This is a genomic window from Pseudomonas sp. W2Jun17 (assembly GCF_023127795.1).
GTDB classification, from domain to species: domain Bacteria; phylum Pseudomonadota; class Gammaproteobacteria; order Pseudomonadales; family Pseudomonadaceae; genus Aquipseudomonas; species Aquipseudomonas synxantha_A.
In genome coordinates, this window is the sequence record NZ_SPKO01000025.1 from 465,038 (window position 1) to 491,645 (window position 26,608).

At 60.2% G+C, this 26,608-nt stretch carries 24 protein-coding genes; 16 read left to right on the top strand and 8 right to left on the bottom strand.

Features of this window, described 5'->3' with window-relative positions; genetic code table 11:
• Positions 1 to 46 precede the first annotated feature (46 nt).
• Positions 47 to 1,588: a phosphoenolpyruvate carboxykinase gene (locus E4O98_RS15790; RefSeq protein ID WP_005783824.1), complete on the bottom strand. Its 1,542-nt coding sequence runs from the start codon at positions 1,586 to 1,588 to the stop codon at positions 47 to 49.
• Positions 1,589 to 1,767: 179 nt separating this feature from the next.
• Positions 1,768 to 2,670 carry an Hsp33 family molecular chaperone HslO gene (gene hslO, locus E4O98_RS15795; RefSeq protein ID WP_005783822.1) on the bottom strand — a complete coding sequence of 301 codons (903 nt, stop codon included), beginning with the start codon at positions 2,668 to 2,670 and terminating at the stop codon, positions 1,768 to 1,770.
• A 124-nt stretch (positions 2,671 to 2,794) separates the two neighbouring features.
• Between hslO and E4O98_RS15800 the strand changes: the two genes are divergently transcribed.
• Entirely contained in the window at positions 2,795 to 3,598 is an 804-nt protein-coding gene (locus tag E4O98_RS15800; RefSeq protein ID WP_032878407.1) for a phosphatase PAP2 family protein, read from the top strand.
• Between the two features lie 135 nt (positions 3,599 to 3,733).
• Here E4O98_RS15800 and E4O98_RS15805 read toward each other — a convergent pair whose 3' ends face one another.
• A complete protein-coding gene (locus E4O98_RS15805) occupies positions 3,734 to 4,141 on the bottom strand; it encodes a S4 domain-containing protein (RefSeq protein ID WP_005783819.1) in 408 nt (135 codons plus the stop codon).
• 116 nt (positions 4,142 to 4,257) lie between these two features.
• On the opposite strand from E4O98_RS15805, the gene E4O98_RS15810 reads away from it, so the two are divergent.
• From E4O98_RS15810 to rimK, 3 genes are read left to right on the top strand one after another with little or no spacing between them, the layout of a single operon-like run.
• A complete protein-coding gene (locus E4O98_RS15810) occupies positions 4,258 to 5,037 on the top strand; it encodes an EAL domain-containing protein (protein WP_078820035.1) in 780 nt (259 codons plus the stop codon).
• Between the two features lie 30 nt (positions 5,038 to 5,067).
• Complete coding sequence (locus E4O98_RS15815; protein WP_169986753.1) at positions 5,068 to 5,532, top strand: ATP-dependent zinc protease; 465 nt, start codon at positions 5,068 to 5,070, stop codon at positions 5,530 to 5,532.
• Complete coding sequence (gene rimK / locus E4O98_RS15820) at positions 5,529 to 6,434, top strand: 30S ribosomal protein S6--L-glutamate ligase (protein ID WP_003187674.1); 906 nt, start codon at positions 5,529 to 5,531, stop codon at positions 6,432 to 6,434. The genes E4O98_RS15815 and rimK overlap by 4 nt, the downstream gene beginning before the upstream one ends.
• A 140-nt stretch (positions 6,435 to 6,574) precedes the next feature.
• Here rimK and E4O98_RS15825 read toward each other — a convergent pair whose 3' ends face one another.
• Both E4O98_RS15825 and ompR read right to left on the bottom strand, forming a co-directional pair.
• A complete protein-coding gene (locus E4O98_RS15825; protein ID WP_005783812.1) occupies positions 6,575 to 7,888 on the bottom strand; it encodes an ATP-binding protein in 1,314 nt (437 codons plus the stop codon).
• A gap of 116 nt (positions 7,889 to 8,004) precedes the next feature.
• Positions 8,005 to 8,745: a two-component system response regulator OmpR gene (gene ompR / locus E4O98_RS15830; protein ID WP_003187669.1), complete on the bottom strand. Its 741-nt coding sequence runs from the start codon at positions 8,743 to 8,745 to the stop codon at positions 8,005 to 8,007.
• 357 nt (positions 8,746 to 9,102) lie between these two features.
• On the opposite strand from ompR, the gene E4O98_RS15835 reads away from it, so the two are divergent.
• The 7 genes from E4O98_RS15835 (at position 9,103) to tauD (ending at position 17,320) form a co-directional block, all read left to right on the top strand.
• Positions 9,103 to 11,427, top strand: a complete 2,325-nt coding sequence (locus E4O98_RS15835; RefSeq protein ID WP_032878409.1) for a Tex family protein — start codon at positions 9,103 to 9,105, stop codon at positions 11,425 to 11,427.
• Positions 11,427 to 11,810, top strand: a complete 384-nt coding sequence (locus tag E4O98_RS15840) for a PaaI family thioesterase (RefSeq protein WP_046070419.1) — start codon at positions 11,427 to 11,429, stop codon at positions 11,808 to 11,810. The genes E4O98_RS15835 and E4O98_RS15840 overlap by 1 nt, the downstream gene beginning before the upstream one ends.
• 214 nt (positions 11,811 to 12,024) lie before the next feature.
• Positions 12,025 to 13,608 (top strand): glutamate--cysteine ligase, encoded by a 1,584-nt coding sequence (gene gshA, locus E4O98_RS15845; protein WP_248135698.1) that lies wholly within the window; start codon positions 12,025 to 12,027, stop codon positions 13,606 to 13,608.
• A gap of 252 nt (positions 13,609 to 13,860) precedes the next feature.
• Entirely contained in the window at positions 13,861 to 14,838 is a 978-nt protein-coding gene (gene tauA / locus E4O98_RS15850; RefSeq protein ID WP_032878411.1) for a taurine ABC transporter substrate-binding protein, read from the top strand.
• 18 nt (positions 14,839 to 14,856) lie between these two features.
• Entirely contained in the window at positions 14,857 to 15,636 is a 780-nt protein-coding gene (tauB, locus tag E4O98_RS15855) for a taurine ABC transporter ATP-binding subunit (protein WP_032878412.1), read from the top strand.
• Complete coding sequence (tauC, locus tag E4O98_RS15860) at positions 15,633 to 16,469, top strand: taurine ABC transporter permease TauC (RefSeq protein ID WP_032878413.1); 837 nt, start codon at positions 15,633 to 15,635, stop codon at positions 16,467 to 16,469. The genes tauB and tauC overlap by 4 nt, the downstream gene beginning before the upstream one ends.
• Positions 16,470 to 16,483: 14 nt before the next feature.
• Positions 16,484 to 17,320 (top strand): taurine dioxygenase, encoded by an 837-nt coding sequence (gene tauD / locus E4O98_RS15865; protein ID WP_103733989.1) that lies wholly within the window; start codon positions 16,484 to 16,486, stop codon positions 17,318 to 17,320.
• Between the two features lie 160 nt (positions 17,321 to 17,480).
• Here the strand turns inward: tauD and mgrA are convergent, their stop codons facing one another.
• The 3 genes from mgrA to epsC form a co-directional block, all read right to left on the bottom strand.
• A complete protein-coding gene (gene mgrA, locus E4O98_RS15870) occupies positions 17,481 to 18,518 on the bottom strand; it encodes an L-glyceraldehyde 3-phosphate reductase (protein WP_103733990.1) in 1,038 nt (345 codons plus the stop codon).
• Positions 18,519 to 18,644: 126 nt separating this feature from the next.
• On the bottom strand, positions 18,645 to 20,606 hold the full coding sequence (gene betT / locus E4O98_RS15875; protein WP_164366000.1) for a choline transporter BetT: 1,962 nt from the start codon (positions 20,604 to 20,606) through the stop codon (positions 18,645 to 18,647).
• Between the two features lie 339 nt (positions 20,607 to 20,945).
• Positions 20,946 to 21,872: a serine O-acetyltransferase EpsC gene (gene epsC, locus E4O98_RS15880; RefSeq protein WP_032878417.1), complete on the bottom strand. Its 927-nt coding sequence runs from the start codon at positions 21,870 to 21,872 to the stop codon at positions 20,946 to 20,948.
• Between the two features lie 167 nt (positions 21,873 to 22,039).
• Here epsC and E4O98_RS15885 point away from each other — a divergent pair, with 167 nt between their 5' ends.
• From E4O98_RS15885 to E4O98_RS15905, 5 genes are all read left to right on the top strand, one after another.
• Positions 22,040 to 23,035, top strand: a complete 996-nt coding sequence (locus tag E4O98_RS15885; RefSeq protein ID WP_032878418.1) for a D-cysteine desulfhydrase — start codon at positions 22,040 to 22,042, stop codon at positions 23,033 to 23,035.
• Between the two features lie 172 nt (positions 23,036 to 23,207).
• Positions 23,208 to 24,002 (top strand): cystine ABC transporter substrate-binding protein, encoded by a 795-nt coding sequence (gene tcyJ / locus E4O98_RS15890; protein ID WP_032878419.1) that lies wholly within the window; start codon positions 23,208 to 23,210, stop codon positions 24,000 to 24,002.
• On the top strand, positions 24,002 to 24,667 hold the full coding sequence (gene tcyL / locus E4O98_RS15895; protein WP_032878420.1) for a cystine ABC transporter permease: 666 nt from the start codon (positions 24,002 to 24,004) through the stop codon (positions 24,665 to 24,667). The genes tcyJ and tcyL overlap by 1 nt, the downstream gene beginning before the upstream one ends.
• Positions 24,668 to 24,670: 3 nt before the next feature.
• A complete protein-coding gene (tcyN, locus tag E4O98_RS15900) occupies positions 24,671 to 25,417 on the top strand; it encodes an L-cystine ABC transporter ATP-binding protein TcyN (protein WP_005783788.1) in 747 nt (248 codons plus the stop codon).
• 371 nt (positions 25,418 to 25,788) lie between these two features.
• Positions 25,789 to 26,583 (top strand): hypothetical protein, encoded by a 795-nt coding sequence (locus E4O98_RS15905; RefSeq protein ID WP_103733993.1) that lies wholly within the window; start codon positions 25,789 to 25,791, stop codon positions 26,581 to 26,583.
• Positions 26,584 to 26,608: the final 25 nt, after the last annotated feature.

Sequence of the window (26,608 nt, forward strand, 5' to 3'; positions counted from 1 at the left end):
CAAAAAAGCCGCCTGCAAAAGGCGGCTTTTTCACAACAGCTGAGTCTTACAACTTAGGACCCGCAGCCTTGATCGCATCGCTCACTTCAAACTTCTTGAAGTTCTCGATAAACAGACCAGCCAGCGCCTTCGCGGCTTCGTCGTAGGCAGCTTTGTCAGCCCAGGTGTTACGTGGGTTCAACAGGCCGGTTTCAACGCCCGGTACGGCCAATGGCACGTCGAGGTTGATGGTGTCCAGGTGTTCAGTTTGCGCACCGATCAACGCGCCGCTCTGGATCGCTGCAATCACGCCGCGAGTGGTCGGGATGTTGAAGCGTTTGCCGACGCCGTAGCCGCCGCCGGTCCAACCGGTGTTGACCAGGTAGACCTTGGAGCCGAAACCACGGATGCGCTTGATCAGAAGCTCTGCGTATTCGCCAGCCGGGCGTGGGAAGAACGGCGCGCCGAAGCAGGTGGAGAAGGTCGACTTGATACCGCTGCCGGAACCCATTTCAGTCGAGCCCACCAACGCGGTGTAGCCGGACAGGAAGTGGTAGGCCGCTTGTTCTTCGCTGAGGATCGACACTGGCGGCAGTACGCCGGTCAGGTCGCAGGTCAGGAAGATCACTGCGTTTGGCTCGCCGCCCAGGTTCTTCTCGGAACGCTTGGCAACGTGCTCCAGCGGGTAGGCGGCACGGCTGTTCTGGGTCAGGCTGACATCAGCGTAGTCGGCGTGCTTGGCCTCGTCGATCACGACGTTTTCCAGCACGGCGCCGTGCTTGATGGCTTTCCAGATAACCGGCTCGTTCTTCTCGGACAGGTCGATGCACTTGGCATAGCAACCGCCTTCGATGTTGAACACTACGCCTTCGCCCCAGCCGTGTTCGTCGTCACCGATCAGGTAACGGCTTTCGTCGGCGGACAGGGTGGTCTTGCCGGTGCCGGACAGGCCGAAGAACAGGGTCACGTCGCCTGCTTCGCCAATGTTGGCGGCGCAGTGCATCGGCAGTACGTCGGCGGCCGGCAGCAGGAAGTTCTGCACCGAGAACATGGCTTTTTTCATTTCACCGGCGTAACGCATACCGGCGATCAGCACTTTTTTCTGTGCGAAGTTGAGGATCACGCAACCGTCGGAGTTGGTGCCGTCACGCTCTGGCACGCACTCGAAGTTGGCCACGTTGAGCACTTGCCACTCTTCACGACCGGCCGGGTTGTACTGGGCCGGGTTGATGAACAGGCAACGACCGAACAGGTTCTGCCAGGCAGTCTGGGTGGTCATTTTCACGGCCAGGTAGTGGTCTTCTGCGGCCCCTACGTGAACATGGGAAACGAAATGCTCTTGCGCGTTGTTGAACGCCTCGACGCGAGCCCACAGGGCATCGAACTTGTCGGCCGGGAACTTGCGGTTGATCGGGCCCCAGGCAATGGCGTCCTGGGTGGAAGGCTCTTCAACGATAAAACGGTCGACCGGCGAACGACCGGTGCGGTGACCGGTTTCGACAACCAGCGCACCAGTATCGGCAAGCACGCCTTCACCGCGCTGCAGGGCTTCTTTGACCAGATCGTCAACACTCAGATCGGTGTATACGGCGTTATTGGCTTGCGTCATGAGGTTCCCCGTCGGCCTATGGCCGAGTGCTCCAAACGTTTTGTAGTAGAAAGTTGCGCACTACTACCGCGAAAAAAGTGGGCCGGATTATGCCAGAAAAGCCCAAAAAGAGTAGGGCCCTCCCGTCAGAACACCTCTAATCCGGCGTTTGTCAGGTGATTTACCTGTGCTTAAACGTTTTAGTGGCGGGTGTCGGAAGGGGTGTCGATGCCCGCTCCGGCGAACAATTGGGCTACATCAGCGGCATCGAACAGGTAGCGCTGGTTGCAGAACTGGCAATCAATCTCGATATGGCCGCCGTGTTCCACCACCAGATTTTGCGCATCTTCCAGGCCCAGGCTGACCAAGGCGTTGCCTGAACGCTCGCGCGAACAGCTGCAATGAAAGTGCAAGGCTTGCGAGTCAAACAACCGCACAGCCTCTTCATGGTAAAGGCGGTGCAGGATGGTTTCGTTGTCCAGGCCCAGCAGTTCTTCGGCCTTCAACGTATCAGCCAAGGCGATGATATGCCGCCAGCTTTCGGCACGATCATCCTCATCCTTGATGCGGTCGGCCGGCAATTGTTGCACCAGCAAACCACGGGCACGTTTGCCGTCGGCGTTAAGCCAGAACTTGGTGCCCACCTGCTGGGACATTACGAAGTAGTTGGTGAAGCACTCCGACAGGGTTTGGCCATCGAGGTCGACAATGCCCTGGTAGCGTTGGCCTTCGGTCGGGTCGACGGTGAGTGCCAGGACGCCATTGGGCATCAGGTCGGCCAGGGTGGCGTCCGCGGCGATCTGGTCGGCTTCATAACGGGCCAGGCCACGGATTTCGCGCTCGCTGGAGCACTCGATCATCAACATGGGCACCGGCCCTTCGGAACGGGCCTGCAAGATCAGCAACCCGTCGAACTTCATGGTGCCAACCAGCAGCGCCGCGGCGGCCATCAGCTCGCCGAGCAATTGCGCGACCGGCTCCGGATAGGCGTGCTTGGCAAGGACTTCGGCATAGCTGAGCTCCAACGACACCATCTCGCCGCGGGCATCGCTCTCATCGAAGATGAAGCGTTGGGTGAAGTCGGTATCCGGTAGATCAGTCATAGGTCTGGGTATCTGAAGTGATGACAAAATGATTACAAGGTTTATAAAATTAAACGCTTTAGCACCATCTTGGTGCGACTTCTCCTGAATTCAAGGAGCTGAATAGAGCGATGAGGGACAGTTTATGAACAATCCGGGTTTGTTCCAAGCCAACTGGAACCTCCGGCGATGGGCTCTTTGCAATCTACTCGCTATCGGACTGCTGTGTTTTTGGCTGTGGCCCACGGGCCAGATGCTGTGTGTGATTTTCGACGAGTGGCTGTTTCATCTGCTCAATGGCCCGCTAGCCACCAATTCGACCTGGCTGCATGTGTGGGCCGTGGCCAGTCTGCGGCCGTTTGATGCAGTGGTCGGCGTTATTTTGCTGACGCTGCTGATCCGCGGCGACTGGGTGTTCAAGGCCGTGCAGGTGCGCCAGGCGTTTTTTGGTTTTCTCGGCATTCTGCTGCTGTTGCTGTTTATTCGCATGTTGTTCTCCAAACTCGCGGCGCATATGGGCTGGCAGCACAGCAGCCCATCCATGGTGATCAGCGGCGCGATTCAGATGAGTGATTTTTTCCCGGGACTGGAGAAAACCTGGGAGTTGAAGGACCGTTCCAGCCAGAGCTTCCCGGGCGACCATGCCTCGGTGCTGTTGATCTGGGGGATGTTCATGACCGTATTTGCCAAGCGTATCGGCCAGGTGCTGGTGATCTGGGGCCTGGCGCTGCTGTTCATGATGCCGCGCCTGGTTGCGGGCGCGCACTGGGGTCAGGACGATTACATAGGTGGCGTACTGCTGGCGCTGTTGGCGCTGGGGTGGGGGTATTACACGCCGTTTGCGGCGAAGGTGTCGGGGTTCCTGTTGCGGGTAACCGCGCCGGTGTTCGGGTTGCTTGGAAAACTGCCGGTGATCGGGCGATTGAGCGTCATACGCACCGCTCCTTAAATACGCGGGTTAAATGTGGGAGGGGGCTTGCTCCCGATTTGCAGTGGCTCAGTCACAAGTGTATTGGCTGACACTCTGCTATCGAGAGCAAGCCCCCTCCCACATTTTGATCTGCTGCCGGCAGGAGATTCGTAATCAATCGTCGTTGCCGCTGCCGCGGAACTTGAATAGATCGCGGCGCTGCTTCTTGCTTGGCTTGCCATCGGTGGTCATTCCAGTCGCTCCCGCCTTGCGCATGGCCGCTGCGTTTTCGCGCTTGGCGATACTCGCTTCGGTCTCGGTGTACAGCGCCTGCGCTTCGGGTGCCCCACGGCGCACGACAGAAAGCGCCTGCACCACGACGGTCTTTTCATCAAACCCTGTACGAATCTGAAACTCATCGCCGATACGTGGCTCTTTGCCCGGCTTGCAGCGCTCGCCGCGATGATGAACCTTCCCGCTTTCGATTGCGGCCTTGGCCAGGGCACGGGTTTTGTAGAACCGCGCGGCCCACAACCACTTGTCCAGTCGGACCTTTTCTTCCTCTTCCTGTTTTTGACCCACTTGAATTCCTCGCTCTGAAAAATGTCGCAACCTTACCGTTGAAACCCTTCGACGCATAAACCCCAAGGCTCACCTAAGATACGCCAGGTAGCACCCTGTTTTCGCGAGGATACGCTGTGACCGACTTCCCCCTTTCACTCACCTCGCCCAACCAGCGGTGCGTGGGTTGCCAGCAAAGCGAGCCTCTGGGGTTCGACTTTGCGTTCGCCTACCAACCTATCGTAGACCTGCGTGACCACTCGATATTCGCCAACGAAGCCTTGGTGCGCGGTACCCAGGGAGAAGGCGCGCTCTCGGTGCTGGCCCAGGTCAACGAAACCAATCGCTACCGCTTCGACCAGCGCTGCCGAACCAAGGCCATTGCCGGTGCCGCAGCGCTGGGCATGCAGACTCACCTTTCCATCAATTTCATGCCCAATGCCGTATACCGTCCGGAACTGTGTATTCGCAGCACCCTGGAGGCCGCCCGGGCGCACAATTTCCCGCTGGACCGGCTGATTTTCGAGACACTGGAAAGCGAGCATGTAGATAACTATCGCCATTTGACGAATATTCTGCGTGAATATCGCGAATTCGGCTTCAAGACCGCCATCGACGACTTCGGTGCGGGCTATTCGGGGCTGAACCTGCTGGCCGATTTCCAACCCGACCTGATCAAACTCGACATGGCGTTGATTCGCGATGTCGATCAAGACCGTGTCCGTCAGGTGATCGTCCGGGGGATTGTCACAATCTGTGAGCAGTTGGGAGTTACTGTCATCGCCGAAGGCATCGAAAGTGCTGGCGAGCGGGATTTCCTCTCCGACTGTGGAATATTTCTGATGCAGGGTTTTTGGTTCGCCAAACCTGCATTCAATGCCCTGGCCAAGGTTTCTCCTCAAGCCTGGGCAAATTGACCGGTACCCATATTGAAGACATTTGACCATTTGACCGTTGTGGGTCTGCGTGAATGGGTGGCACTTCCCGACCTGGGAGTGGCGGGCCTGCGCGCGAAGATCGACACCGGCGCCAGCACCTCAAGCCTGCATGCCACCGATATCGAGCCGTTTGAGCGCGACGGTGAAAAGTGGGTGCGCTTTACCGCGCACCTGGGCAGCGTGGTGCAACTGCGCCACCGTCGCTGCGAAGCGCCCCTGGTGACGATGAAAACCATCAAGAGCTCCAACGGCCATGCGCAGGTGCGCTACGTGATCAGCACCACCCTGGCGCTGGGTGACCGGGTATGGCGGGTGGAATTCACCCTCGCCTGTCGCAAAGCCATGCGTTATCGCCTGTTACTGGGCTCCAAGGCGTTGATTGACGGCCAGTTGGTCGTCAATCCAGGCGTCAAGTACGTTCAAGACAAGCCGGTGTTCCCGGTCTCCACTATTTCTGCCCCAGGTGCTGCATGAAGATTGCTGTGCTGTCGCGAAACCCGCGTCTGTATTCCACCCGCCGCCTGGTCGAGGCCGGCACTGAACGTGGCCATGAAATGGTGGTGATCGACACGTTGCGTGCCTACATGAACATTGCCAGCCACAAGCCGCAGATCCACTACCGGGGCAAACCCCTGGAAGGCTTTGATGCGGTGATCCCGCGTATCGGCGCTTCGGTGACGTTTTATGGCTGCGCGGTGTTGCGTCAGTTTGAAATGATGGGGGTGTTTCCTCTCAACGAGTCCGTGGCCATTGCCCGCTCGCGGGACAAACTGCGTTCGCTGCAGTTGCTGTCACGCCGGGGTATCGGCTTGCCGGTCACCGGCTTTGCCCACTCCCCGGATGACATCCCTGACCTGATCGAGATGGTCAATGGTGCACCGCTGGTGATCAAGGTACTGGAAGGCACCCAAGGCATCGGTGTGGTGCTGTGTGAAACGGCGACGGCAGCTGAATCGGTGATCGAGGCGTTCATGGGCCTCAAGCAGAACATCATGGTGCAGGAGTACATCAAGGAAGCCGGCGGCGCGGATATTCGCTGCTTCGTGGTGGGCGACAAAGTGATCGCGGCGATGAAGCGCCAGGCCAAGCCCGGTGAGTTCCGCTCCAATCTGCACCGTGGCGGCAGCGCCAGCCTGATCAAGATCACACCGGAAGAACGCATGACCGCACTGCGGGCAGCCAAGGTGATGGGCTTGAGCGTGGCAGGCGTGGATATCCTGCGCTCCAATCATGGGCCGCTGGTGATGGAAGTGAACTCATCGCCGGGCCTGGAAGGGATCGAGACCACCACCGGCAAGGACGTGGCGGGGATCATCATTCAGCACTTGGAGAAGAATGGTGGGCCGAATATGACTCGGACCAAGGGCAAAGGCTAAAAGCCTATTTTAATCCCGACATGAAACCAATGTGGGAGGGGGCTTGCTCCCGATAGCGGTGTCACAGTCACTGAACTTCTTGACTGAAAGACCGCCATCGGGAGCAAACCCCCTCCCACATTTTTGATATTTGTTGTTTGTCAGACCGCATCTCTAGGCAGCATCAGCCCAAGCGGCAAGCGCACCCGCGCCTCCAACCCACCTTCTTCCCGGTTACGCAACTCGACATTGCCGCCATGCATCGAGGCGATTCGTCGCACGATCGCCAACCCCAACCCGGTGCCCTTGCCACCTCGGGCTCGGTCGCCACGGGTGAACGGGTTGAAGATACCCTCAAGCTCGGCAGGGTCGATCCCCGTGCCACGGTCCATCACGCTCAGCACCACGTAAGGCGCGGCACTGTCACCGGAGACATACGCCGCCACCTCCACATCGGAACCGGCATGATGCAAGGCGTTGCCGATCAGGTTGTTCAGCAGGCGCTTCATCGAGACCCGGCGCAATGCAAACGGCTGGATCGGCTCCAGGCGCATGCGCACCTGCTCACCGTTCTGGTTATAGGGCGCAACCACCTCACGCACGAGGTCCGTGAGGTCCACCTCCTCAACCACTTCATCACGCCCGTCGCGGATGAAGGCCAGGAACTGGTCCAGGATAGCGTCCATGTCCTCGATATCGCGCACCATGTCATCGGTGAGGTCGGTATGGTCCCCCATCAGCTCCAGGGACAGGCGCAATCGTGTCAAGGGTGTACGCAAGTCATGGGACACGCCTGCCAGCATCAGCTCGCGCTCGCGCCCGGCCTGCTCGACGTCTTCCGCCATCTGGTTGAACGCGCCGTACACCTCGGTCATCTCACTGGGCGTGTCGCTGACCGGCAGGCGCACACTGCGCCCCTGGCCCAATTGGCGAGCGGCAAATACCAGGCGCTTGAGTGGTTGGTTGAGCTGACGGACGAAGATCCACGCGGAGGCCGTTGAAAGCAAGCCGATGGCCAGGAACCAGCCCAGCACGTTCCAGATTTTCTGCCCGCGCAGCGGGTGCGGATAAAGCGGCACCTTGATCCAGGCATCGCCCAGGCTAGGTGCCCGCACCCATAACGCCGGTGAAACATGCATGCGCAGCCTCACCTCGGTGTCGGCGCCCAGTTCGGCCTGCATCTGGCGCTGATAGATCTCGCTGTAAGGCCAATGCTGCTCGCCTTCAGGCACGCCGGCCCCATCAACCCGAGTCAAGGTCGACGCCTTGGCCACCTTTTCTCGGTTCTCAGGGTCTACGGCCCAATAGCCCCGCAACGTCAGGGCCACACCGTGGCTGTACTGCCGATCCACCAGCACGTCTTCGTTCATCAACAGATAAACCAGCGTGAGCGCCTTGGAAAACAGAACGACAATAAGCACCAGCCAAAGGGTGCGAGAGAAGAAACTTTGTGGGAACCACAGCGGGGTTTTCATAGATGAAAGCTGCACACCTTGCAGGAACGAGCGGTGCTCGCAGAATTGCAGACGCCGGGCATCCCGTCGACTCTTATGGAGTCAAACGCCGGATACCCGCCCCTGCAAATCATCGGTCACTTGGTTGCGGTGCCATCCGGCACAAACACATAACCCACGCCCCACACCGTCTGGATATACCGCGGCTTGGAGGGGTCCGGCTCAATCATCCGGCGCAGTCGGGAAATCTGCACGTCGATGGAGCGCTCCAGGGCGTCCCATTCACGGCCACGGGCCAGGTTCATCAGCTTGTCACGGGTCAGCGGCTGACGGGCGTTCATCACCAGAGCCTTGAGCACCGCAAATTCGCCGGTGGTAAGCATGTGCACTTCTTCGCCACGCTTGAGCTCACGGGTGGCCAACGACAGTTCGTAGTCGCCAAAGGTGACGCTTTCGTCTTCGCTGCCCGGTGCGCCCGGCACGGCCGGTGCCTGGCGACGCAATACGGCCTTGACCCGCGCCATCAGCTCATCAGGGTTGAACGGCTTGGCCAGGTAGTCATCAGCGCCCAGTTCAAGGCCCTTGATGCGGCTCAACTCATCGCCCTTGGCGGTGAGCATGATGATTGGAATCTGGTTGTTGGCACCACGCAGGCGCTTGCAGGCGGTAAGGCCGTCTTCGCCGGGCAGCATCAGATCGAGCACGACCAGGTTGAACACTTCACGCCCCAACAGGCGGTCCATTTGCTCGGTGTTCGGCACCGCGCGGGCACGGTAGCCCTTGGAGTTGAAAAAACGCTCCAGCAGGCTGCTCAGCCCCGGATCGTCATCAACGATGAGAATTTTTTCGCCTTCAGCAGTTTGTGCGGTGCTGCTCATTGGATGCTCCTCTTATCTCGGCGCGCATTATGGCGTAGCTGCCGTTATACGCACCGTGTGCATTGTTAGCAGATTTTTCATCTACTGCCAGCGAACCCACGCCCTACAACCTCCGGCGCAGTACCCCCCAATAGCAGAACGCTGGTTATAATGCGGCGCCTCCGTGCAGGGCAACGTCAGATCGTTACCGTTTGCTGCCGGGCTTTTTTTACCCGCTTGTCGTGAATTTTTCGATTTCGAGGGTCAATAGGCAGCCTCTTGACCCAGGCAGCGGCGCCAGTCGGGCCGCTCAACCAGCCTCGCCGGGCCTTGTTTTTACGGGCCGGCGCGCTGATTTTAAGAATTTCAGGTGGTTTTATGGACAGCATCAACAGCCGCATCGCCGAGGAACTCGGTGTACGCCCACAACAGGTCGAAGCGGCCGTCGCTCTACTGGATGAAGGCTCCACGGTGCCTTTCATCGCCCGTTACCGAAAAGAAGTGACCGGCAGCCTCGACGACACTCAACTGCGTCACCTGGAAGAGCGCCTGCGCTACCTGCGAGAACTCGACGAACGGCGTATCAGCATCCTCGCCAGCATCGAGGAACAGGGCAAGTTGACCCCTCAACTGGAGCGCGACATCAAACTCGCGGACACCAAGACCCGCCTCGAAGACCTTTACCTGCCATACAAACAGAAACGTCGTACAAAGGGCCAGATCGCCCTGGAAGCCGGCCTGGGCGATTTGGCCGATGGCCTGTTCAACGACCCATCGTTGACGCCGGAAACCGAAGCCGCTCGCTTCATCGACGCGGAAAAAGGCGTCGCCGACGTCAAGGCTGCCCTCGAAGGCGCCAAGTACATCCTGATGGAGCGCTTCGCCGAAAACGCCAGCCTCCTGGAAAAACTGCGTACCTACTTGAAGCAGGAAGCCATCCTCAGCGCCCGCGTCATCGCCGGCAAAGAGGAGGAAGGCGCCAAATTCCGCGACTACTTCGAACACGACGAGCCGCTCAAAAGCATGCCGTCCCACCGCGCCCTGGCGATTTTCCGCGGCCGCAACGAAGGCATTCTCAGCTCCGCGCTGAAAGTCGGTGACGAACTGCCAGGCACCATGCACCCGTGCGAAGGCATGATCGGTCAACAATTCGGCATCCAGAACCAGAATCGCCCTGCGGACAAGTGGCTCGGTGAAGTCGTGCGCTGGACCTGGAAGGTCAAGCTCTACACCCACCTGGAAACCGACCTGCTGGGCGAGTTGCGCGACGGCGCCGAAACCGAAGCGATCAACGTGTTCGCCCACAACCTGCACGACCTGCTGCTGGCCGCACCGGCCGGCCCGCGTGCCACCCTGGGCCTCGACCCGGGCCTGCGCACCGGTTGCAAGGTCGCTGTGGTCGATGCCACCGGCAAGCTGCTGGACCACGCCACCGTGTACCCACACGTACCGCACAACAAGTGGGACCAGACCCTGGCGATCCTTGCCGCCCTGTGCGCCAAGCACGCGGTAGACCTGATCGCCATCGGCAACGGCACTGCCAGCCGCGAAACCGATAAGCTGGCCGCCGAGCTGATCAAAAAATACCCGGCCATGAAGATGACCAAGGTCATGGTCTCCGAGGCGGGTGCTTCGGTGTACTCGGCTTCGGAGCTGGCGTCCAAGGAGTTCCCGGACCTCGACGTGTCGATCCGTGGCGCCGTCTCCATCGCCCGTCGCCTGCAAGACCCGCTGGCCGAGTTGGTGAAGATCGACCCCAAATCCATCGGCGTCGGCCAGTACCAGCACGACGTGTCGCAGCTTAAACTGGCACGCGGCCTGGATGCGGTGGTGGAAGACTGCGTAAACGCCGTGGGCGTAGACGTGAACACCGCTTCAGTAGCGCTGCTGGCGCGAATCTCGGGCCTCAACGCGACCCTGGCGCAGAACATCGTCAGCCATCGCGACGAAAATGGTGCGTTCAAAACCCGTGCTGCGCTGAAAAAAGTCGCACGCCTGGGTGAAAAAACCTTTGAACAAGCGGCCGGCTTCCTACGCGTGATGAATGGCGATAACCCGCTCGACGCCTCGGCGGTTCACCCGGAAGCCTACCCGCTGGTGCAACGCATTGCCGCCGAGACCGACCGTGATATCCGCTCGCTGATCGGCGACGCCGCCTTCCTCAAGCGTCTGGATCCAAAGAAGTACACCGACGAAACCTTCGGTGTGCCGACCATCACCGACATCCTGCAAGAGCTGGAAAAACCTGGCCGCGACCCACGTCCCGAGTTCAAGACCGCCGAGTTCCAGGACGGCGTCGAAGACCTCAAGGACCTGCAACCGGGCATGATCCTCGAAGGTGTAGTGACCAACGTGACCAACTTTGGCGCCTTCGTGGATATTGGCGTGCATCAGGACGGTTTGGTGCATATCTCCGCGCTTTCGGAGAAGTTCATCAAGGACCCGCGTGAAGCGGTCAAAGCCGGTGACGTGGTCAAGGTCAAGGTCATGGAAGTCGATATCCCGCGTAAACGCGTGGGCCTGTCGATGCGCATGAGCGATACCCCGGGCGAGAAGATCGACGGTGCTCGTGGCGCTCGCCCAGGTTCGGCACCGCGCCAGTCGCAGAACAACGCGCCGCGCAAGGACGCTACGACTGCCGCGCCGAGCAACAACGCCATGGCATCGCTGTTCGCCAATGCCAAACAGTTGAAGAAGCGTTGATGGAAATCCCGGCGGGTTTGACCCAGAGCGCGTTCAGCGAGCTGATCGGCTGCCGCCTGCAACGCCTGGATGAAGGCGTTGCCGAGGTGGCCCTGACCCTGGAGCCGCACCTGCGCAACCGTGCAGGCAAGCTCCATGGCGGGGCGATTTTCAGCCTGGTGGACATCACGATGGGCCTGGCCTGTTCCAGCGCCCATGGTTTCGACCAGCAGAGCGCCACCATCGAATGCAAGATCAACTATATTCGCGCCGTCGAAGACGGTGACGTGCTGTGCACCAGCCGGGTAGTCCACGCCGGCCGGCGCACGTTGGTGGTCGAAGCCGACGTGTACCAGGGCGAAAGACTTGTCGCAAAAGCGCAGGGCACGTTCGCTGTCCTATAGCTCCCCACCCTCGATTTGAGTTAATTTCGGCGCTGCGATAACAGCGTCGGAATTTTCTCGCTGCGCTGTAGCCCAATTCATGGAGTGAAGTCGGCATTTTCAGAGCGGGTCAAATCGACTCAGAACCAGGCGATCACGCCAGTTTCCACTTCACCCTTGTAGACCGTCCTGCCCACCCCCATATTGGGGCGACTGACGCGTGAAGGAATCCAACTTGAGCGAACTTCTCAACCGCCGCCTGGCCCTGCTCGGCAAGCGCGAACACCTCTCCCTGCTAGAGCAGTGCTTGCACGGCATCGAGCGCGAATGCCTGCGCGTCACCAGCGAGGGTCGCCTGGCGCAAACGCCGCACCCTGAAGCCCTGGGCGCTGCGTTGACCAACGAACAGATCACCACTGACTATTCGGAATCGCTGCTGGAGTTCATCACCCCAGCCCTGCCCAACCCGGCCGAGACCCTGGGCAGCCTGGACAAGATCCATCGCTTTGCCTACTCCAAGCTGGGCAGCGAATACCTGTGGAGCCCCTCGATGCCGTGCCCGTTACCGGCCGAGGAAGATATTCCGATCGCCTACTACGGCACCTCCAATATCGGCCAGCTCAAGTATGTGTACCGCAAGGGCCTGGCCCTGCGCTACGGCAAGACCATGCAGTGCATTGCCGGCATCCACTACAACTTCTCGCTGCCGGAACAGCTGTGGCCGTTGCTCAAGGAAGCCGAAGGCTTTGTCGGTACCGACCGTGACTATCAGTCCACGGCCTATATCGCGCTGATCCGTAATTTCCGTCGCTACAGCTGGCTGTTGATGTACCTCTTTGGTGCCTCGCCAGCCCTGGACGCCGGTTTCCTGCGCGGCCGCTCGCACCAGCTTGAAGTCCTGGATGCCGACACCCTGTACCTGCCCTACGCCACGAGCCTGCGCATGAGCGACCTGGGTTACCAGAGCAACGCCCAGGCTGGCCTGACGCCTTGCTACAACGACCTGGCCAGCTACACCGACAGCCTGCGCGAAGCGGTGGCAACGCCCTACGCGCCGTATGTTGAAGTCGGCACGCACAAGGATGGCGAGTGGGTGCAGCTCAACACCAACATCCTGCAGATCGAAAACGAGTACTACTCCAATATCCGCCCCAAGCGTGTGACCTACACCGGCGAGCGGCCGATCCAGGCGCTGATGGCCCGCGGTATCCAGTACATCGAAGTACGCTGCCTGGATATCAACCCGTTCCTGCCGATGGGGATCGACTTGCCGGAGTCGCGATTCCTCGACGCATTCCTGCTGTATTGCACGCTGAACGACAGCCCGCTGTTCGCCAACAACGAGTGCGGCAACGCCACCTCCAACTTCCTCAGCGTGGTCAAGGAAGGTCGGCGTCCGGGCCTGCAATTGCAACGTGACGGCCAGCCGGTGGACATGAAGGAATGGGCTGCGCAGTTGCTGGAGAAGATTGCACCGTTGGCTGCCTTGCTCGACGAGAGCCAGGGCATGACCGAACACAGCGAAGCGCTGGATGCCCAACTGGCCAAGGTCAAGGACCCGTCCCTGACGCCGTCGGCCCAGGTGTTGGCGGCCATGGCTGAACGCAAGGAGAGCTTTGCGCAGTTCTCTCTGCATCAGAGCGAGGTCCATGCCGAGTACTTCCGCCGTGAGCCGTTGGCTGCCCAAGAGCAGGCGCGCTTCGAAGAGCTGGCCCGCACATCACTGGCACAGCAGGCGGAACTGGAGCAGAACGAAGTGGGCGATTTTGACGTGTTTGTCGGGTCGTACCAGGCCAGCATTCTGGCCATCAGCAACTAGCTGGAGCTGTACTCAGTTCAAATGTGGGAGGGGGCTTGCTCCCGATAGCAGTGGGTCCGTCAACAGATGCAGTGACTGATACTCAGCAATCGGGAGCAAGCCCCCTCCCACATTTGGTCATCACCGGTACAAACATTTGCTTCAACCTTTCTACTCATAAGCTAATTCGAAAAGGTTATTTATTTTCGAGTTCTTAGATCATTTAGTCTCCTCACACGCCGACTCTCGGCCGCCTGATTGAGGAGCTTCCCCTTGAAACTGCTGACCCCTCTGCGCTTGCTGGCCGCGTTGTCCCTGGCCGGTGCCAGTCTGTTTGCCCAGGCGGCGGACGTGACTATCGCTTACCAGACCACCGTCGACCCGGCCAAAGTCGCCCAGGCTGACGGGGCCTATGAAAAAGCTACCAACGCCAAAATCGACTGGCGCAAATTCGACAATGGCGCCGACATCATCGCCGCCATTGCCTCCGGCGACGTGCAGATCGGCTACCTCGGTTCCAGCCCGCTGACTGCCGCGGTAACCCGCAAAGTCCCAGTAGAAACCTTCCTCGTCGCCACCCAGATCGGCGGGGCCGAAGCCCTGGTGGCGCGCAACGGATCGGGGATCAACAGCCCGCAGGACCTGATCGGCAAAAAGATCGCCGTGCCCTTCGTCTCCACCGGCCACTACAGCCTGCTTGCCGCGCTGAAACACTGGAACATCGACCCGGCCAAAGTCACCATTCTCAACCTGGCGCCTCCGGCCATCATCGCCGCGTGGAAGCGCGGTGATATCGATGCCACCTACGTGTGGGACCCGGCTCTGGGCGTAGCCAAGGAAAACGGCAAGGTGCTGATCACCTCCGGCGAACTGGCCAAGTTCGGCGCGCCAACATTCGATGCCTGGATCGTGCGCAAGGATTTTGCCGAGAAGCACCCGGACATCGTCACCGCCTTCGCCAAGGTCACCCTGGATGCCTACGCAGCCTACCGCAAAGACCCACAAGCCTGGCTCGCCGACACCGGCAACGTCGATAAGCTGGTGAAACTCTCCGGCGCCAAGGCCAGCGATATTCCCTTGCTGCTGCAAGGCAACGTCTACCCGCTGGCCGCTGACCAGGTGACCCTGCTGGGCGCGCCGACCACCAAGGCAGTCACCGACACTGCTGTGTTCCTCAAGGAACAAGGCAAGGTCGATGCCGTACTGCCCGACTACGCCCCTTACGTCAGCGCCAAGTTCATTTCTAACTGATCCAAGGAGTTCATCGCGATGGCCTTGCTACAGCTGGAGCGCATCAGCGCACAGTACCCAGGCGCCCCGGAACCGGTACTGTCCGATATTTCCCTGGACCTTGGGCCCCAGCAATTGCTGGTCGCCCTGGGCCCCTCCGGCAGTGGCAAGACATCGCTGTTGAACCTGATTGCCGGTTTCGTCGAGCCTTCTGCCGGGCGGATTACCCTCGACGGTGTGCCGGTCAAAGGGCCCAGCGCCGAACGCGGTGTGGTGTTCCAGGACGACGCCCTGCTGCCCTGGCAGGACGTGCTGGCCAACGTCGCCTTCGGCCTGGAACTGGCCGGCGTGCCCAAGGCGCAGCGTGAAGTACGCGCCCGCGAAATGCTCGCTCTGGTGGACCTGGCCGGTTTCGACAGCCGGCGCATCTGGCAACTCTCCGGCGGCCAGAAGCAACGCGTTGGCCTCGCCCGCGCCCTGGCGGCCGACCCTCGCGTATTACTGATGGACGAGCCCTTCGGTGCGCTGGACGCCTTCACCCGCGAACAAATGCAGGAGTTGCTGCTGCAAGTGTGGCGGCGCACGGCCAAGCCGGTGTTCCTGATTACCCATGACATTGAAGAAGCGGTGTTCCTGGCCACGGACCTGATCCTGCTGGCGCCCAACCCCGGCCAGATCGTCGAACGCCTGCAGCTGGATTTCGGCCAACGTTACGCTGCCGGTGAATCAGCCCGCGCAATCAAGTCCGACCCGCGCTTTATCGAAACCCGCGAGCACGTGCTGGGCAAAGTGTTCTCCCAACGGCAGGTGTACGCATGAGCAGCTACGAACTTCCCGCCACCGCCAGCAAGCCGGTGGCACCCGCCGTTATCCCGTTACGCCGCAGCCTGAGCACACGCTGGATCAGCGCACTGACCCTGGTCGCTTTGCTTGCCCTGTGGTGGGGGGTGACCGCCACCGGTTTGATCGAACCTTTGTTCCTGCCGCCCCCGTCCGCCGTGTTGCAAAAAGGCTGGCTGCTGGCGACCACCGGCTACATGGATTCCACCTTGTGGCAGCACCTGGGCGCGAGCCTGAGCCGCATCGGCCTGGGCCTGGGTTTTGCAGTGCTGACTGCCGTGCCGGTGGGGATTGCCATCGGTGCCAACCGCATTGCCCGAGGCATTTTCGATCCGTTGATCGAGTTCTACCGGCCGATTCCGCCGCTGGCCTACCTGCCGCTGATCGTGATCTGGTGCGGCATTGGCGAGCTGTCCAAGGTGCTGCTGATTTACTTGGCGATTTTCGCCCCGATCGCCATCGCCACCGCAACCGGGGTGCGCACCGTCGACCCGGCCAAGCTGCGGGCCGCGCAGTCGTTGGGCGCCACCCGTGCGCAACTGATTCGCCATGTGATCCTGCCCAGCGCCCTGCCCGATATCCTCACCGGTGTGCGTATCGGCCTGGGCGTGGGCTGGTCGACCCTGGTGGCCGCCGAGTTGATTGCCGCCACCAGCGGCCTGGGTTTCATGGTGCAGTCGGCGGCGCAATTTCTGGTCACCGATGTGGTGGTGCTGGGGATCCTGGTGATCGCCCTGATCGCCTTCGCCATGGAAATGGGCCTGCGCGCCTTGCAGCGTAAATTAGTGCCCTGGCATGGCCAGGCACACTGAGTGAAGAATCTACAATGAGCAGCCTGACCGTTACCCCATTAAGTACCGCCCTGGGCGCCCAGATCAGTGGCGTCGACATCACTCAGCCGCTGGCCCCTGAACAGCGCGACGCCATTGAACAGGCGTTGCTCGACTATTCGGTGCTGTTCTTCCGTGATCAGCCAATCACCCCGCAACAACAGGCACGGTTCGCGGCCAATTTTGGCGACCTGCACATCCACCCGATCTACCCCAACGTGCCGGAACAGCCCGAAGTGCTGATCCTCGACACCGCGGTCACCGACGTGCGTGACAACGCCGTTTGGCACACCGACGTGACCTTTCTGCCCACGCCTGCCCTGGGCGCTGTGCTCAGCGCCAAGCTGCTGCCGGCGTTTGGCGGCGATACCTTGTGGGCCAGTGGGATTGCGGCTTATGAAGCACTGTCTGAACCGCTAAAGCGCTTGCTCGATGGCCTCACCGCCACACACGACTTCACCAAGTCGTTCCCGCTTGAGCGTTTTGGCAACACCGCCGAGGACCTGGTGCGCTGGGAGGCAACTCGCAAGAAAAACCCGCCGCTATCGCACCCAGTCGTGCGCACGCATCCGGTAAGTGGGCGTAAATCGCTGTTCGTCAGCGACGGTTTCACCACCCGAATCAATGAACTGGAAGCGGCCGAAAGCGAGGCCATTCTCAAGCTGCTGTTCGCCCACGCCACCCGCCCGGAATTCACCATCCGCTGGCGCTGGCAAGAGAATGACGTGGCGTTCTGGGATAACCGCGTGACCCAGCATTACGCCGTGGATGACTACCGGCCACAGCGGCGGGTGATGCACCGGGCTACGATTCTTGGGGATGTGCCGTTCTAGTCGCCACACCGAAAACCAAATGTGGGAGGGGCGGTGCGACGATTCGACTTGCTCCCGATGGCGGTGGTTCAGTCAGCTCATCCGTAGCTGACCCACTGCTATCGGGAGCAAGTCGAATCGTCGCACCGCCCCTCCCACATTTTTGACCCAGTTGTGTCAGTTATTCAGCAGTGGATGGCTTTTCCCACAAGTTGATCCCGCCTTCCTGCGCAAACCGATCAATCTGCGCCAGTTCCTCAGCACTGAAGCTCAAGTTCTGCAACGCCCCGACGTTCTCGATGATCTGCTCCGGCCGGCTCGCGCCGATCAGCGCGCTGGTCACCCGTGGATCACGCAGGGTCCAGGCCAGCGCCAATTGCGCGAGGCTCTGGCCGCGACGCTGGGCGATTTCATTCAAGCCGCGCACATGAGCGATGTTGGCTTCGGACAGGTGTTGGGCCTGCAACGAACCACCACCCGGACGATTGACCCGTGCATCGGCCGGTATGCCATTGAGGTACTTGTCGGTGAGCAAACCCTGGGCCAGCGGCGTGAAGGCGATCACCCCAGCGCCAAGTTCTTCGGTGGTGTCGAGCAGGTCCTTTTCCACCCAGCGGTTGAGCAGGTTGTAAGCCGGTTGGTGAATCAACAGCGGCACTTTCCACTCTTTGAGCAAGGCTGCGATTTCGCGGGTTTTCACCCCGGAATAGGACGATATACCGATGTACAACGCCTTGCCTTGTTGCACAGCGGTGGCGAGGGCGCTGGCGGTTTCTTCCAGGGGCGTGTCGGGGTCAAAACGGTGGGAGTAGAAAATATCCACGTAGTCGACGCCCAGGCGTTGCAGGCTCTGGTCCAGGCTCGCCAGGATGTATTTGCGCGAGCCACCGCCCTGGCCGTAGGGGCCGGGCCACATGTCCCAACCGGCTTTGCTGGAGATGATCAATTCGTCGCGGTAGTGCTTGAAGTCTTCACGCAGCAACCGACCGAAGTTGATCTCGGCGCTGCCATAGGGCGGGCCGTAGTTGTTGGCCAGGTCGAAGTGGTTGATACCCAGGTCGAACGCCGTGCGCAGCAAAGCGCGCTGGGTGTCGATCGGGGTGCTGTCGCCAAAGTTGTGCCACAGCCCCAGGGACAGTGCCGGCAGCACCAATCCACTGCGGCCTACGCGGCGATAGGGAATAGATTCATAGCGGTTTTCGGCAGCAATGTACGTCATCGAATCCTCTCTGGACTGAGGGTTGAAAGGCCCGGGAATAAGGTTATTCCCAAGCCTTTTAACCCGCTGAATCGCTTAAGTCTGCCTCTTCCTTTTACAGCAAAGACCTACTTGAGAGGAACGGTATCAGCGCACCAAATGCAGGAACTGCAGATGGCGCTCGTACTGGTCGAGGATGTCGTTGATGATCTGCTCCTTGGTATAGCCCACCAGGTCATAGTCCTGGCTGCCCTCACTCAAGTGCACCTCCGCACGATAGTAACGGCGGTTGTTGATCTCTTTGGAACCCATGCCACCGCGGGCAAACGACGGCGTGAAGTAGCCGCGCATCTGCACCTGGTAGATGAATGGGTGCTCCTCGCCATGGCCGATTTCCAGGCTGACGCTGTCGTTGGACGGGTCCGGCTGAGTGACTACATTCAGGCCCTTCTCGACAAACACCGCCGTCACTTCTTCGATCGCCGGGCGCACCGTCGATTCAAGGAAGCGATACACCTCATCACGTGACGGGAAATGCACGGCCTGGCTCAAGCGCTGGCGCCAGCCGCCACGGCCTTTGCGTGAAGCCGATATTGGCGCCAGGGAATGCAACTGCGCGATCTGCTTTTGCGACTCCAGGTAAAACGCCTTGTGCAGCCCCCACATCATCAGCAGCAGAATCAGCGAGAACGGCAGCGAGGTCAGCACCACCGCCGATTTGAGCGAGTCGATACTGCCGGCGAACAGCAGGGCACTGGTCACCAGCGCTGTCATCGCACCCCAGAACACCCGCAGCCACTTCGGCCCGTCTTCATCAGCGTTGCCGCCTTTGGACGACAGGGTGGACAGCACCACCGTGCCTGAGTCCGCCGAGGTCACAAAGAACACAAAGCTGATAAACACCGTGACCGCAATCACCGTCTTGCTCCACGGGTAGGTTTCCAGCAGCAGGTAGAGGCTCATCGACGGGTCATCGATGGCCGACTGGCCCAGCGCGGCCATACCATGGTTGAGCACTTGGTCGATGGCGCTGTTACCGAAGATCGACATCCACGCCAGGGTAAAGCCCAGCGGAATCAGCAGCACGCCAAACACGAATTCGCGGATGGTGCGGCCACGGGAGATACGCGCAATAAACAGACCTACGAACGGCGACCATGCGATCCACCAGGCCCAGTAGAACACTGTCCAGCCGCCCAGCCAGTCGCTTGGCTTATCGTAGGCGTACACATCGAAACTCTTGGTCGGCAGCGCGCCCAGGTAGTCCCCGATGTTCTGGATCAAGGTGTTGAGCAGGTGCTGGGTAGGCCCGGCGAATAACACAAACAGCAACAGCGCACAGGCCAGCAGCATGTTGATGTCGGACATCACCCGTACGCCCTTGTCGACGCCGGCTACCGCAACAATGATCGCCGCGCCCATCATCAACGTGATCAGGCCCACCTGGATCCACTGGGTGTGAGCAATGCCAAACAGGTAGTCCAGGCCGGAATTGAGGTGCAACACGCCAAAACCCATGTCAGCGCCCAGGCCGAACACCGTCGCGATGATACCGAAGCCATCCACCGCATAACCGATAGGGCCATTGATGCGCTTGCCGATCAGCGGGTACAGCGCCGAACGCAATGCCAGCGGCAGGTTATGCCGGTAGGCGAAATACGCCAGGGCCATGCCCACGAACGCGAACACACCCCAGCCATGCAGGCCCCAGTGCAGGAACAGCACCTGCATGGCCTGGCGCGCTGCATCAGCGTTCATCGCTTCGCCCTGGGGCGGCTGCACCAGGTGTGTCAACGGCTCCGAGACGCAGAAGAAGAACAGCGTGATGCTGATCCCGGCGGCGAACAACATGCCGGCCCAGGACAGGTAACTGAATTCGGGCTCGTCGTGGTCGGCACCGAGTTTTATCTTGCCGTAGCCCGATAGCGCGGTGACCACCACGAAGACCAGATACAGGGTCATCGCCAGCATGTAGTACCAGCCGACCGTATTGGCCGCCCAGTTTTGCGCCGCCAGCAGCCAGGCTCCGGCCTGTTGCGGGATAGCGATAACCGTGATGCCAAACAGCAGGATGAAGGTGGCGGCAAAGTAGAAAACGGGCGCATTCATGCGCACCATGCCGCTGGAAGGGGTGGACGATGCACTCATGAACGATGCACCTCAAGGTTGCGGGATATGGCTGTAAATAACGGACTCAGCAAAGGTAAGCCTCCTGTTGTGAGCGGGCAGCGAACCACCGGGTTTAACTTGAACGAACGTTCAAGTTAAACATGAATAGGCGGTCTGGGACTAATCGCAGGGCTGAGTGGTAGATGATTCCTACACTAGCTCAAGGATTGGTATGACGGATGAAGAAGGCAAATCGTTCAGCGACCCCACGTTGAAATACATACGAAATGTGGGAGCTGGCTTGCCTGCTCCCACACGGGTCGGCGGTTGGCTCAGGTATTACTTCTGCGCCCCATCGTCATGCTGCAAGTTCGCCTGAGTGATATTCGCCCCCGCCGGCACGCTGCGGGTCAGCCACACATTGCCGCCAATGGTCGAGCCCTGGCCGATGGTGATCCGCCCCAAAATCGTCGCCCCGGCGTAGATCACCACATCATTCTCGACAATGGGGTGCCGCGGATGGCCTTTTTGCAGCTGCCCATCCTCATCGGCTGGGAAGCGCTTGGCGCCCAGTGTCACCGCTTGGTAGATACGCACGCGCTCGCCGATGATCGCCGTTTCGCCAATCACTACGCCAGTCCCGTGATCGATGAAGAAACTCGGGCCAATCTGCGCGCCGGGGTGGATATCAATGCCAGTGGCCGAGTGGGCGATTTCTGCACTGATGCGCGCCAGCAGCGGCAAACCTGCGCGGTACAGGTGGTGGGCCAGGCGATGGTGAATCACCGCCAGGATGCCCGGGTAGCACAGCAGCACTTCATCCACACTGCGTGCAGCCGGGTCGCCGTGGTAGGCGGCCAGTACGTCGGTATCCAACAGGCTGCGCAGAGCCGGCAATGCCAGGGCAAAATCCTGGATCAGCCGAATGGCATGGGCATCCACACCGCTGTCGTCTCCGCCGCCCTGGCGTGCGGCGTAGCGCAACTCCAGGCGCGCCTGGGCGAGCAAGGCGTTGAGCGCCACGTCGAGGGTATGCCCCACGTAGAAGTCTTCGCTTTCTTCACGCAGGTCCACCGGGCCCAGGCGCATGGGAAATAGTGCGCCGCACAAGGCTTCGAGGATTTGCGCCACCGCCTCGCGGGACGGCAATTCACGGCCACCGTGCTCGCCGCTCAAGCGACCGTTGCGCGTTCGCCACTGGTCCCGCGCGCCGCGCAGCTGGCTGACGATGGTCTGCAATTGCCAATGACTGGAACGCTCACTCACGGTATTCACTCCTGACGAAATGGCCATCACTTTACGGTATGCACCCTGGCAGCTCTTAAGAACCAATGGTGTGATCGTAAGAACTATTGTTCATAAGCGATTGACGGTTGCCCGATGAAAAGTGCCTGCCTATAGTCCTCCCCATCATTCAGTCACCGTGCGTAGCCATGATCAAACAACAGCTCGAGCGCTTTAACCGTCTGGAACTACTGGGCGGTGCCACCGCTCTGGAAAAACTTGAACGGCTGTCGGCCTGGCTGGGCAGGGACATTTACGTCAAGCGCGATGACACCACGCCCCTGGCCATGGGTGGCAACAAGCTGCGCAAACTCGAATACCTGGCGGCCGACGCCATTGCCCAGGGCGCCGACACCTTGGTCACCGCCGGCGCGATCCAGTCCAACCACGTCCGCCAGACCGCCGCACTGGCCGCCAAACTCGGCCTGGGCTGCGTTGCTCTGCTGGAAAACCCTACTGGCACCGAAGACGCCAACTACCTGGCCAATGGCAACCGCCTGCTGCTGGAGCTGTTTGACGCCAAAGTGGAACTGGTGGAAAACCTCGACAACGCCGACGCCCAACTCGCCGCCCTCGCCGACCGCCTGCGCAGCAATGGCAAGAAGCCCTACCTGGTGCCTATCGGTGGCTCCAATGCACTTGGCGCTTTGGGTTACGTGCGCGCAGGGCTGGAACTGGCCGCGCAGATTGAAGACAGCGGGATTGAGTTCGCCGCCGTGGTGCTCGCCTCAGGCAGTGCCGGCACGCACAGCGGCCTGGCCCTGGCCTTGAGCGAAGCACTACCGCAGTTGCCGGTGATCGGCATCACCGTGTCGCGCACCGAGCAAGCGCAGTTGCCCAAAGTGCAAAGCCTGGCAGAACGCACTGCCGAGTTGCTCGGAGTGGCTATTCCCGACGCCTTCAAAGTGATCCTGTGGGACGAGTATTTCGGCCCCCGTTATGGCGAACCGAATGCCGGCACCCTTTCCGCGATCAAACTTTTGGCCAGCCAGGAAGGTCTGCTGCTGGACCCGGTCTATACCGGCAAGGCCATGGCCGGTTTGCTGGACGGCATCGGGCGCCAGCGGTTTGAAGAGGGGCCGATCATTTTCCTGCATACCGGTGGGGCGCCGGCATTGTTTGCCTATGACTCAGTATTCAATTGATTGAATACGCACATATTCTCAAAAGAAATATGAAATTGTTTTTTTATTATTTTCAAGTCTTAAAAACCCGCTTTATCATCGCGCCGAAGGCGAAGACGCGCTTCGCGCTTTAAGGCAGGATACGACTACTGCGTCACCTGCTTCGCTCACCATAAAAACACAGGGGCTCTTCATGACTATTTCTGTATTGCGTCGCACGCTGCTGGTCAGCACTTTGGGCCTGGCGCTTGGCGCCGGTTGGTTGGGCCAGGCGGTTGCCGGCGAGCAGTTGAACACCATCAAGAAGGCCGGCGAGATCAAGATCGGTCTGGAAGGCACCTACCCACCGTTCAGCTTCGTCGACGAAAGCGGCAAGCTCAGCGGTTTCGAAGTGGAACTGTCCGAAGCACTGGCCAAGGAGCTGGGCGTCAAGGTCAAGCTGCAAGCTACACCGTGGGACGGCATTCTCGCCGCGCTGGAATCCAAGCGCCTGGACGCCGTGGTCAACCAGGTGACCATCTCTGAAGAGCGTAAGAAAAAGTACGATTTCTCCAAGCCATACACCGTGTCCGGCATCCAGGCACTGGTCCTGAAAAAGAACGTCGACTCGATCAAGAAAGCCGACGACCTGGCCGGTAAAAAGGTCGGCGTGGGCCTGGGCACCAACTACGAACAATGGCTCAAGGACAATCAACCCAAAGCCATTATCAAGACCTACAACGACGACCCAACCAAGTTCCAGGACCTGCGCATCGGCCGTATCGACGCGATCCTGATCGACCGCCTGGCCGCCCTCGAATACGCCAAGAAAGCCCCCGACACTGCCGCTGCCGGCGACGCCTTCTCCCGTCAGGAGTCCGGTATCGCCCTGCGCAAAGGCGAGCCTGAATTGCTCGATGCGGTCAACACGGCCCTCGACAAACTGCGCGCCGACGGCACCTTGAAGAAGCTGTCCGAGAAGTACTTCAACGCTGACGTCACTCAATAATGGAAGCAGGTCTTCAACTCGCGCTGGACTCCGCGCCCTTTCTGCTCAAGGGCGCGTACTACACGGTAATCCTCAGCCTGGGCGGGATGTTTTTCGGCTTGCTGCTGGGCTTCGGCCTGGCCTTGATGCGCCTGTCGCGCTTCAAGTTGCTGAGCTGGACGGCCCGAGTCTACGTGTCGTTCTTTCGCGGTACGCCGTTGCTGGTGCAGCTGTTCCTGATCTACTACGGCTTGCCGCAAGTGGGCATCGAGCTGGATCCGATCCCGGCGGCCATGATCGGCTTTTCGCTGAACATGGCCGCTTATGCGTGTGAAATCCTGCGGGCCGCCATCGCCTCCATCGAGCGTGGCCAGTGGGAAGCCGCCGCCAGTATTGGCATGACCCGTGCGCAAACCCTGCGCCGGGCCATTCTGCCGCAAGCGATGCGCACGGCATTGCCGCCCCTGGGCAACAGCTTCATTTCGCTGGTCAAGGACACTGCGCTGGCCGCCACCATCCAGGTACCCGAGCTGTTCCGTCAGGCCCAACTGGTATCGGCGCGGACCTTCGAAATTTTCACCATGTATCTGTCCGCAGCCCTGATCTACTGGATCCTGGCGAGCATCCTGGCGCATCTGCAAAATCGTCTGGAAGACCGGGTCAACCGGCATGACCTGGAGTCCTGAAGCATGATCGTGGTTGAAAAACTGACCAAACAATTCAACGGTCAAGTGGTGCTTGACGGCATCGACCTTGAGGTCAAGGAAGGCGAAGTGGTCGCCATCATCGGCCCCAGCGGTTCCGGCAAGACCACCTTCCTGCGCTGCCTGAATTTCCTCGAAGAACCCACCAGCGGCCGCATCAAGGTGGGGGATATCCAGATCGACGGCAGCAAGCCGCTCAACCAGCAACAGGGGCTGGTGCGTCGTCTGCGCCAGCACGTGGGCTTTGTGTTCCAGAACTTCAACCTGTTCCCCCACCGCACTGCGCTGGAAAACGTCATCGAAGGCCCGATTGTGGTCAAGAAGATGCCACGGGAAGCGGCCACCGAACTGGGGCGCAAGCTGTTGGCCAGGGTCGGCCTGGCGGGCAAGGAGGCGTCCTACCCAAGGCGGCTGTCCGGCGGCCAGCAACAGCGTGTGGCGATTGCCCGTGCGTTGGCCATGGAGCCGGAGGTGATTCTGTTCGACGAACCCACCTCGGCTCTCGACCCGGAACTGGTGGGCGAAGTGCTGGCAACCATTCGCAGCCTGGCCGAAGAAAACCGCACCATGGTCATCGTGACCCACGAAATGAGCTTTGCGCGGGACGTGGCCAACCGCGTGATCTTTTTCGACAAGGGCGTGATCGTTGAACAGGGTGAAGCCAAAGCGTTGTTCGCCAACCCCAGGGAAGAACGCACCCGGCAGTTTCTGAGCAAATTCCTCGCCCACTGACCCACCCTCTGTAGGAGCGAGCTTGCTCGCGAAAAACGCCCAGGCAACTCGGTCGATCTGAATCACCGCGTTACCGTTTACGTTCTTCGCGAGCAAGCTCACTCCTACAACGGGTTACCATTTCAGCGCATAAAATACCCCCGCCGTCCCCCCCTTAAAATCCCCCTCCCCGTCAGACCCTTCTGAATATCCTCAAACCCGCCGTTTAGCCTTTTGCCTCCATTGACGCTCCCCGGCCAACCCTCTTATCTAGCGCCTTGAGGATTGGATCCCATCCCGGCTACTGACTGAATCGTTCCTTTCGAATCGCCCTGTGCCTATGCGCCGAAGGTTCGGAACGATGACTGCTGGCTGCAACAAGGAGATTACTTATGACACATACCCAAACCCTGGCCATGCTGCCTGCCCCGAAGCTGCCCCAGGCGGTAGGAAACGGCATCAGCGCCCTGGCCTCCACCCATCTGCAGGTCGACATATCCCCCTACTCGGGCATGGAGGAAGGCGACCTGATCGAACTGTTCTGGAACAACTGCTTTGCCGCCTCGCGCAAGGTGACGGCGTGCAAGATCGGCACGTTCACTCATCTGTGGGTACCGGAAAGCTTCGTGCAGGACGGGCCGGCACGCGTCCACTACCAGGTCCTGCAAATCGGCCATGGCCCGATGCGCTCGGCCGTCGCCCTGGTGCGGGTCAAGACCAACTACCCCGGAGGCCAGCCTGCGCCATGCCTCAACCACGAAAGTGATGAAAACCAGAATCTCGCCCCCGTGGGTTTGCCCGAGACGATCCGCCGCCATGGCGTCAATCGCAACCAGGTTCGGCGCGGCATTCCGCTGACCATCGAACCTTACTTGAACATGAGTGCCGGCGATGCCATCACACTGCGCTGGGGTGATGTGCGCCTGGACCTGCCGAAAATCCAGGACAAAAACGTTGGCCTGGCAGTGCAGGTGTGGGTACCGTCCCAGATCATTGTCGAAGCGGGCGACGACTGCCGATTGGAAGTCACGTACTGCATTCTCGATCGCGTGGGCAATAATTCACGCTGGGCACCGGCCCGCACGCTACGTATCGCCGCTTGCACGCCAGTCGTGCCAACCCCACCTGCCTCGCCCGCGCCGGGCTATCAACCGCGTCGCTTCGGCTCACCCTGTGAACCGGGGTGACAGCCCTTCTATGCATATTCCTAAA

Coding starts and splice junctions, on each gene's coding strand:
- E4O98_RS15905 (WP_103733993.1), top strand. CDS start 25,789: ATGACACATACCCAAACCCTGGCCATGCTGCCTGCCCCGAAGCTGCCC.
- tauD (WP_103733989.1), top strand. CDS start 16,484: ATGAGCAGCCTGACCGTTACCCCATTAAGTACCGCCCTGGGCGCCCAG.
- hslO (WP_005783822.1), bottom strand. CDS start 2,670: ATGACTGATCTACCGGATACCGACTTCACCCAACGCTTCATCTTCGAT.
- tcyL (WP_032878420.1), top strand. CDS start 24,002: ATGGAAGCAGGTCTTCAACTCGCGCTGGACTCCGCGCCCTTTCTGCTC.
- E4O98_RS15800 (WP_032878407.1), top strand. CDS start 2,795: ATGAACAATCCGGGTTTGTTCCAAGCCAACTGGAACCTCCGGCGATGG.
- ompR (WP_003187669.1), bottom strand. CDS start 8,745: ATGAGCAGCACCGCACAAACTGCTGAAGGCGAAAAAATTCTCATCGTT.
- tcyJ (WP_032878419.1), top strand. CDS start 23,208: ATGACTATTTCTGTATTGCGTCGCACGCTGCTGGTCAGCACTTTGGGC.
- E4O98_RS15885 (WP_032878418.1), top strand. CDS start 22,040: ATGATCAAACAACAGCTCGAGCGCTTTAACCGTCTGGAACTACTGGGC.
- E4O98_RS15835 (WP_032878409.1), top strand. CDS start 9,103: ATGGACAGCATCAACAGCCGCATCGCCGAGGAACTCGGTGTACGCCCA.
- E4O98_RS15790 (WP_005783824.1), bottom strand. CDS start 1,588: ATGACGCAAGCCAATAACGCCGTATACACCGATCTGAGTGTTGACGAT.
- mgrA (WP_103733990.1), bottom strand. CDS start 18,518: ATGACGTACATTGCTGCCGAAAACCGCTATGAATCTATTCCCTATCGC.
- tauC (WP_032878413.1), top strand. CDS start 15,633: ATGAGCAGCTACGAACTTCCCGCCACCGCCAGCAAGCCGGTGGCACCC.
- rimK (WP_003187674.1), top strand. CDS start 5,529: ATGAAGATTGCTGTGCTGTCGCGAAACCCGCGTCTGTATTCCACCCGC.
- betT (WP_164366000.1), bottom strand. CDS start 20,606: ATGAATGCGCCCGTTTTCTACTTTGCCGCCACCTTCATCCTGCTGTTT.
- tcyN (WP_005783788.1), top strand. CDS start 24,671: ATGATCGTGGTTGAAAAACTGACCAAACAATTCAACGGTCAAGTGGTG.
- E4O98_RS15825 (WP_005783812.1), bottom strand. CDS start 7,888: ATGAAAACCCCGCTGTGGTTCCCACAAAGTTTCTTCTCTCGCACCCTT.
- E4O98_RS15840 (WP_046070419.1), top strand. CDS start 11,427: ATGGAAATCCCGGCGGGTTTGACCCAGAGCGCGTTCAGCGAGCTGATC.
- tauB (WP_032878412.1), top strand. CDS start 14,857: ATGGCCTTGCTACAGCTGGAGCGCATCAGCGCACAGTACCCAGGCGCC.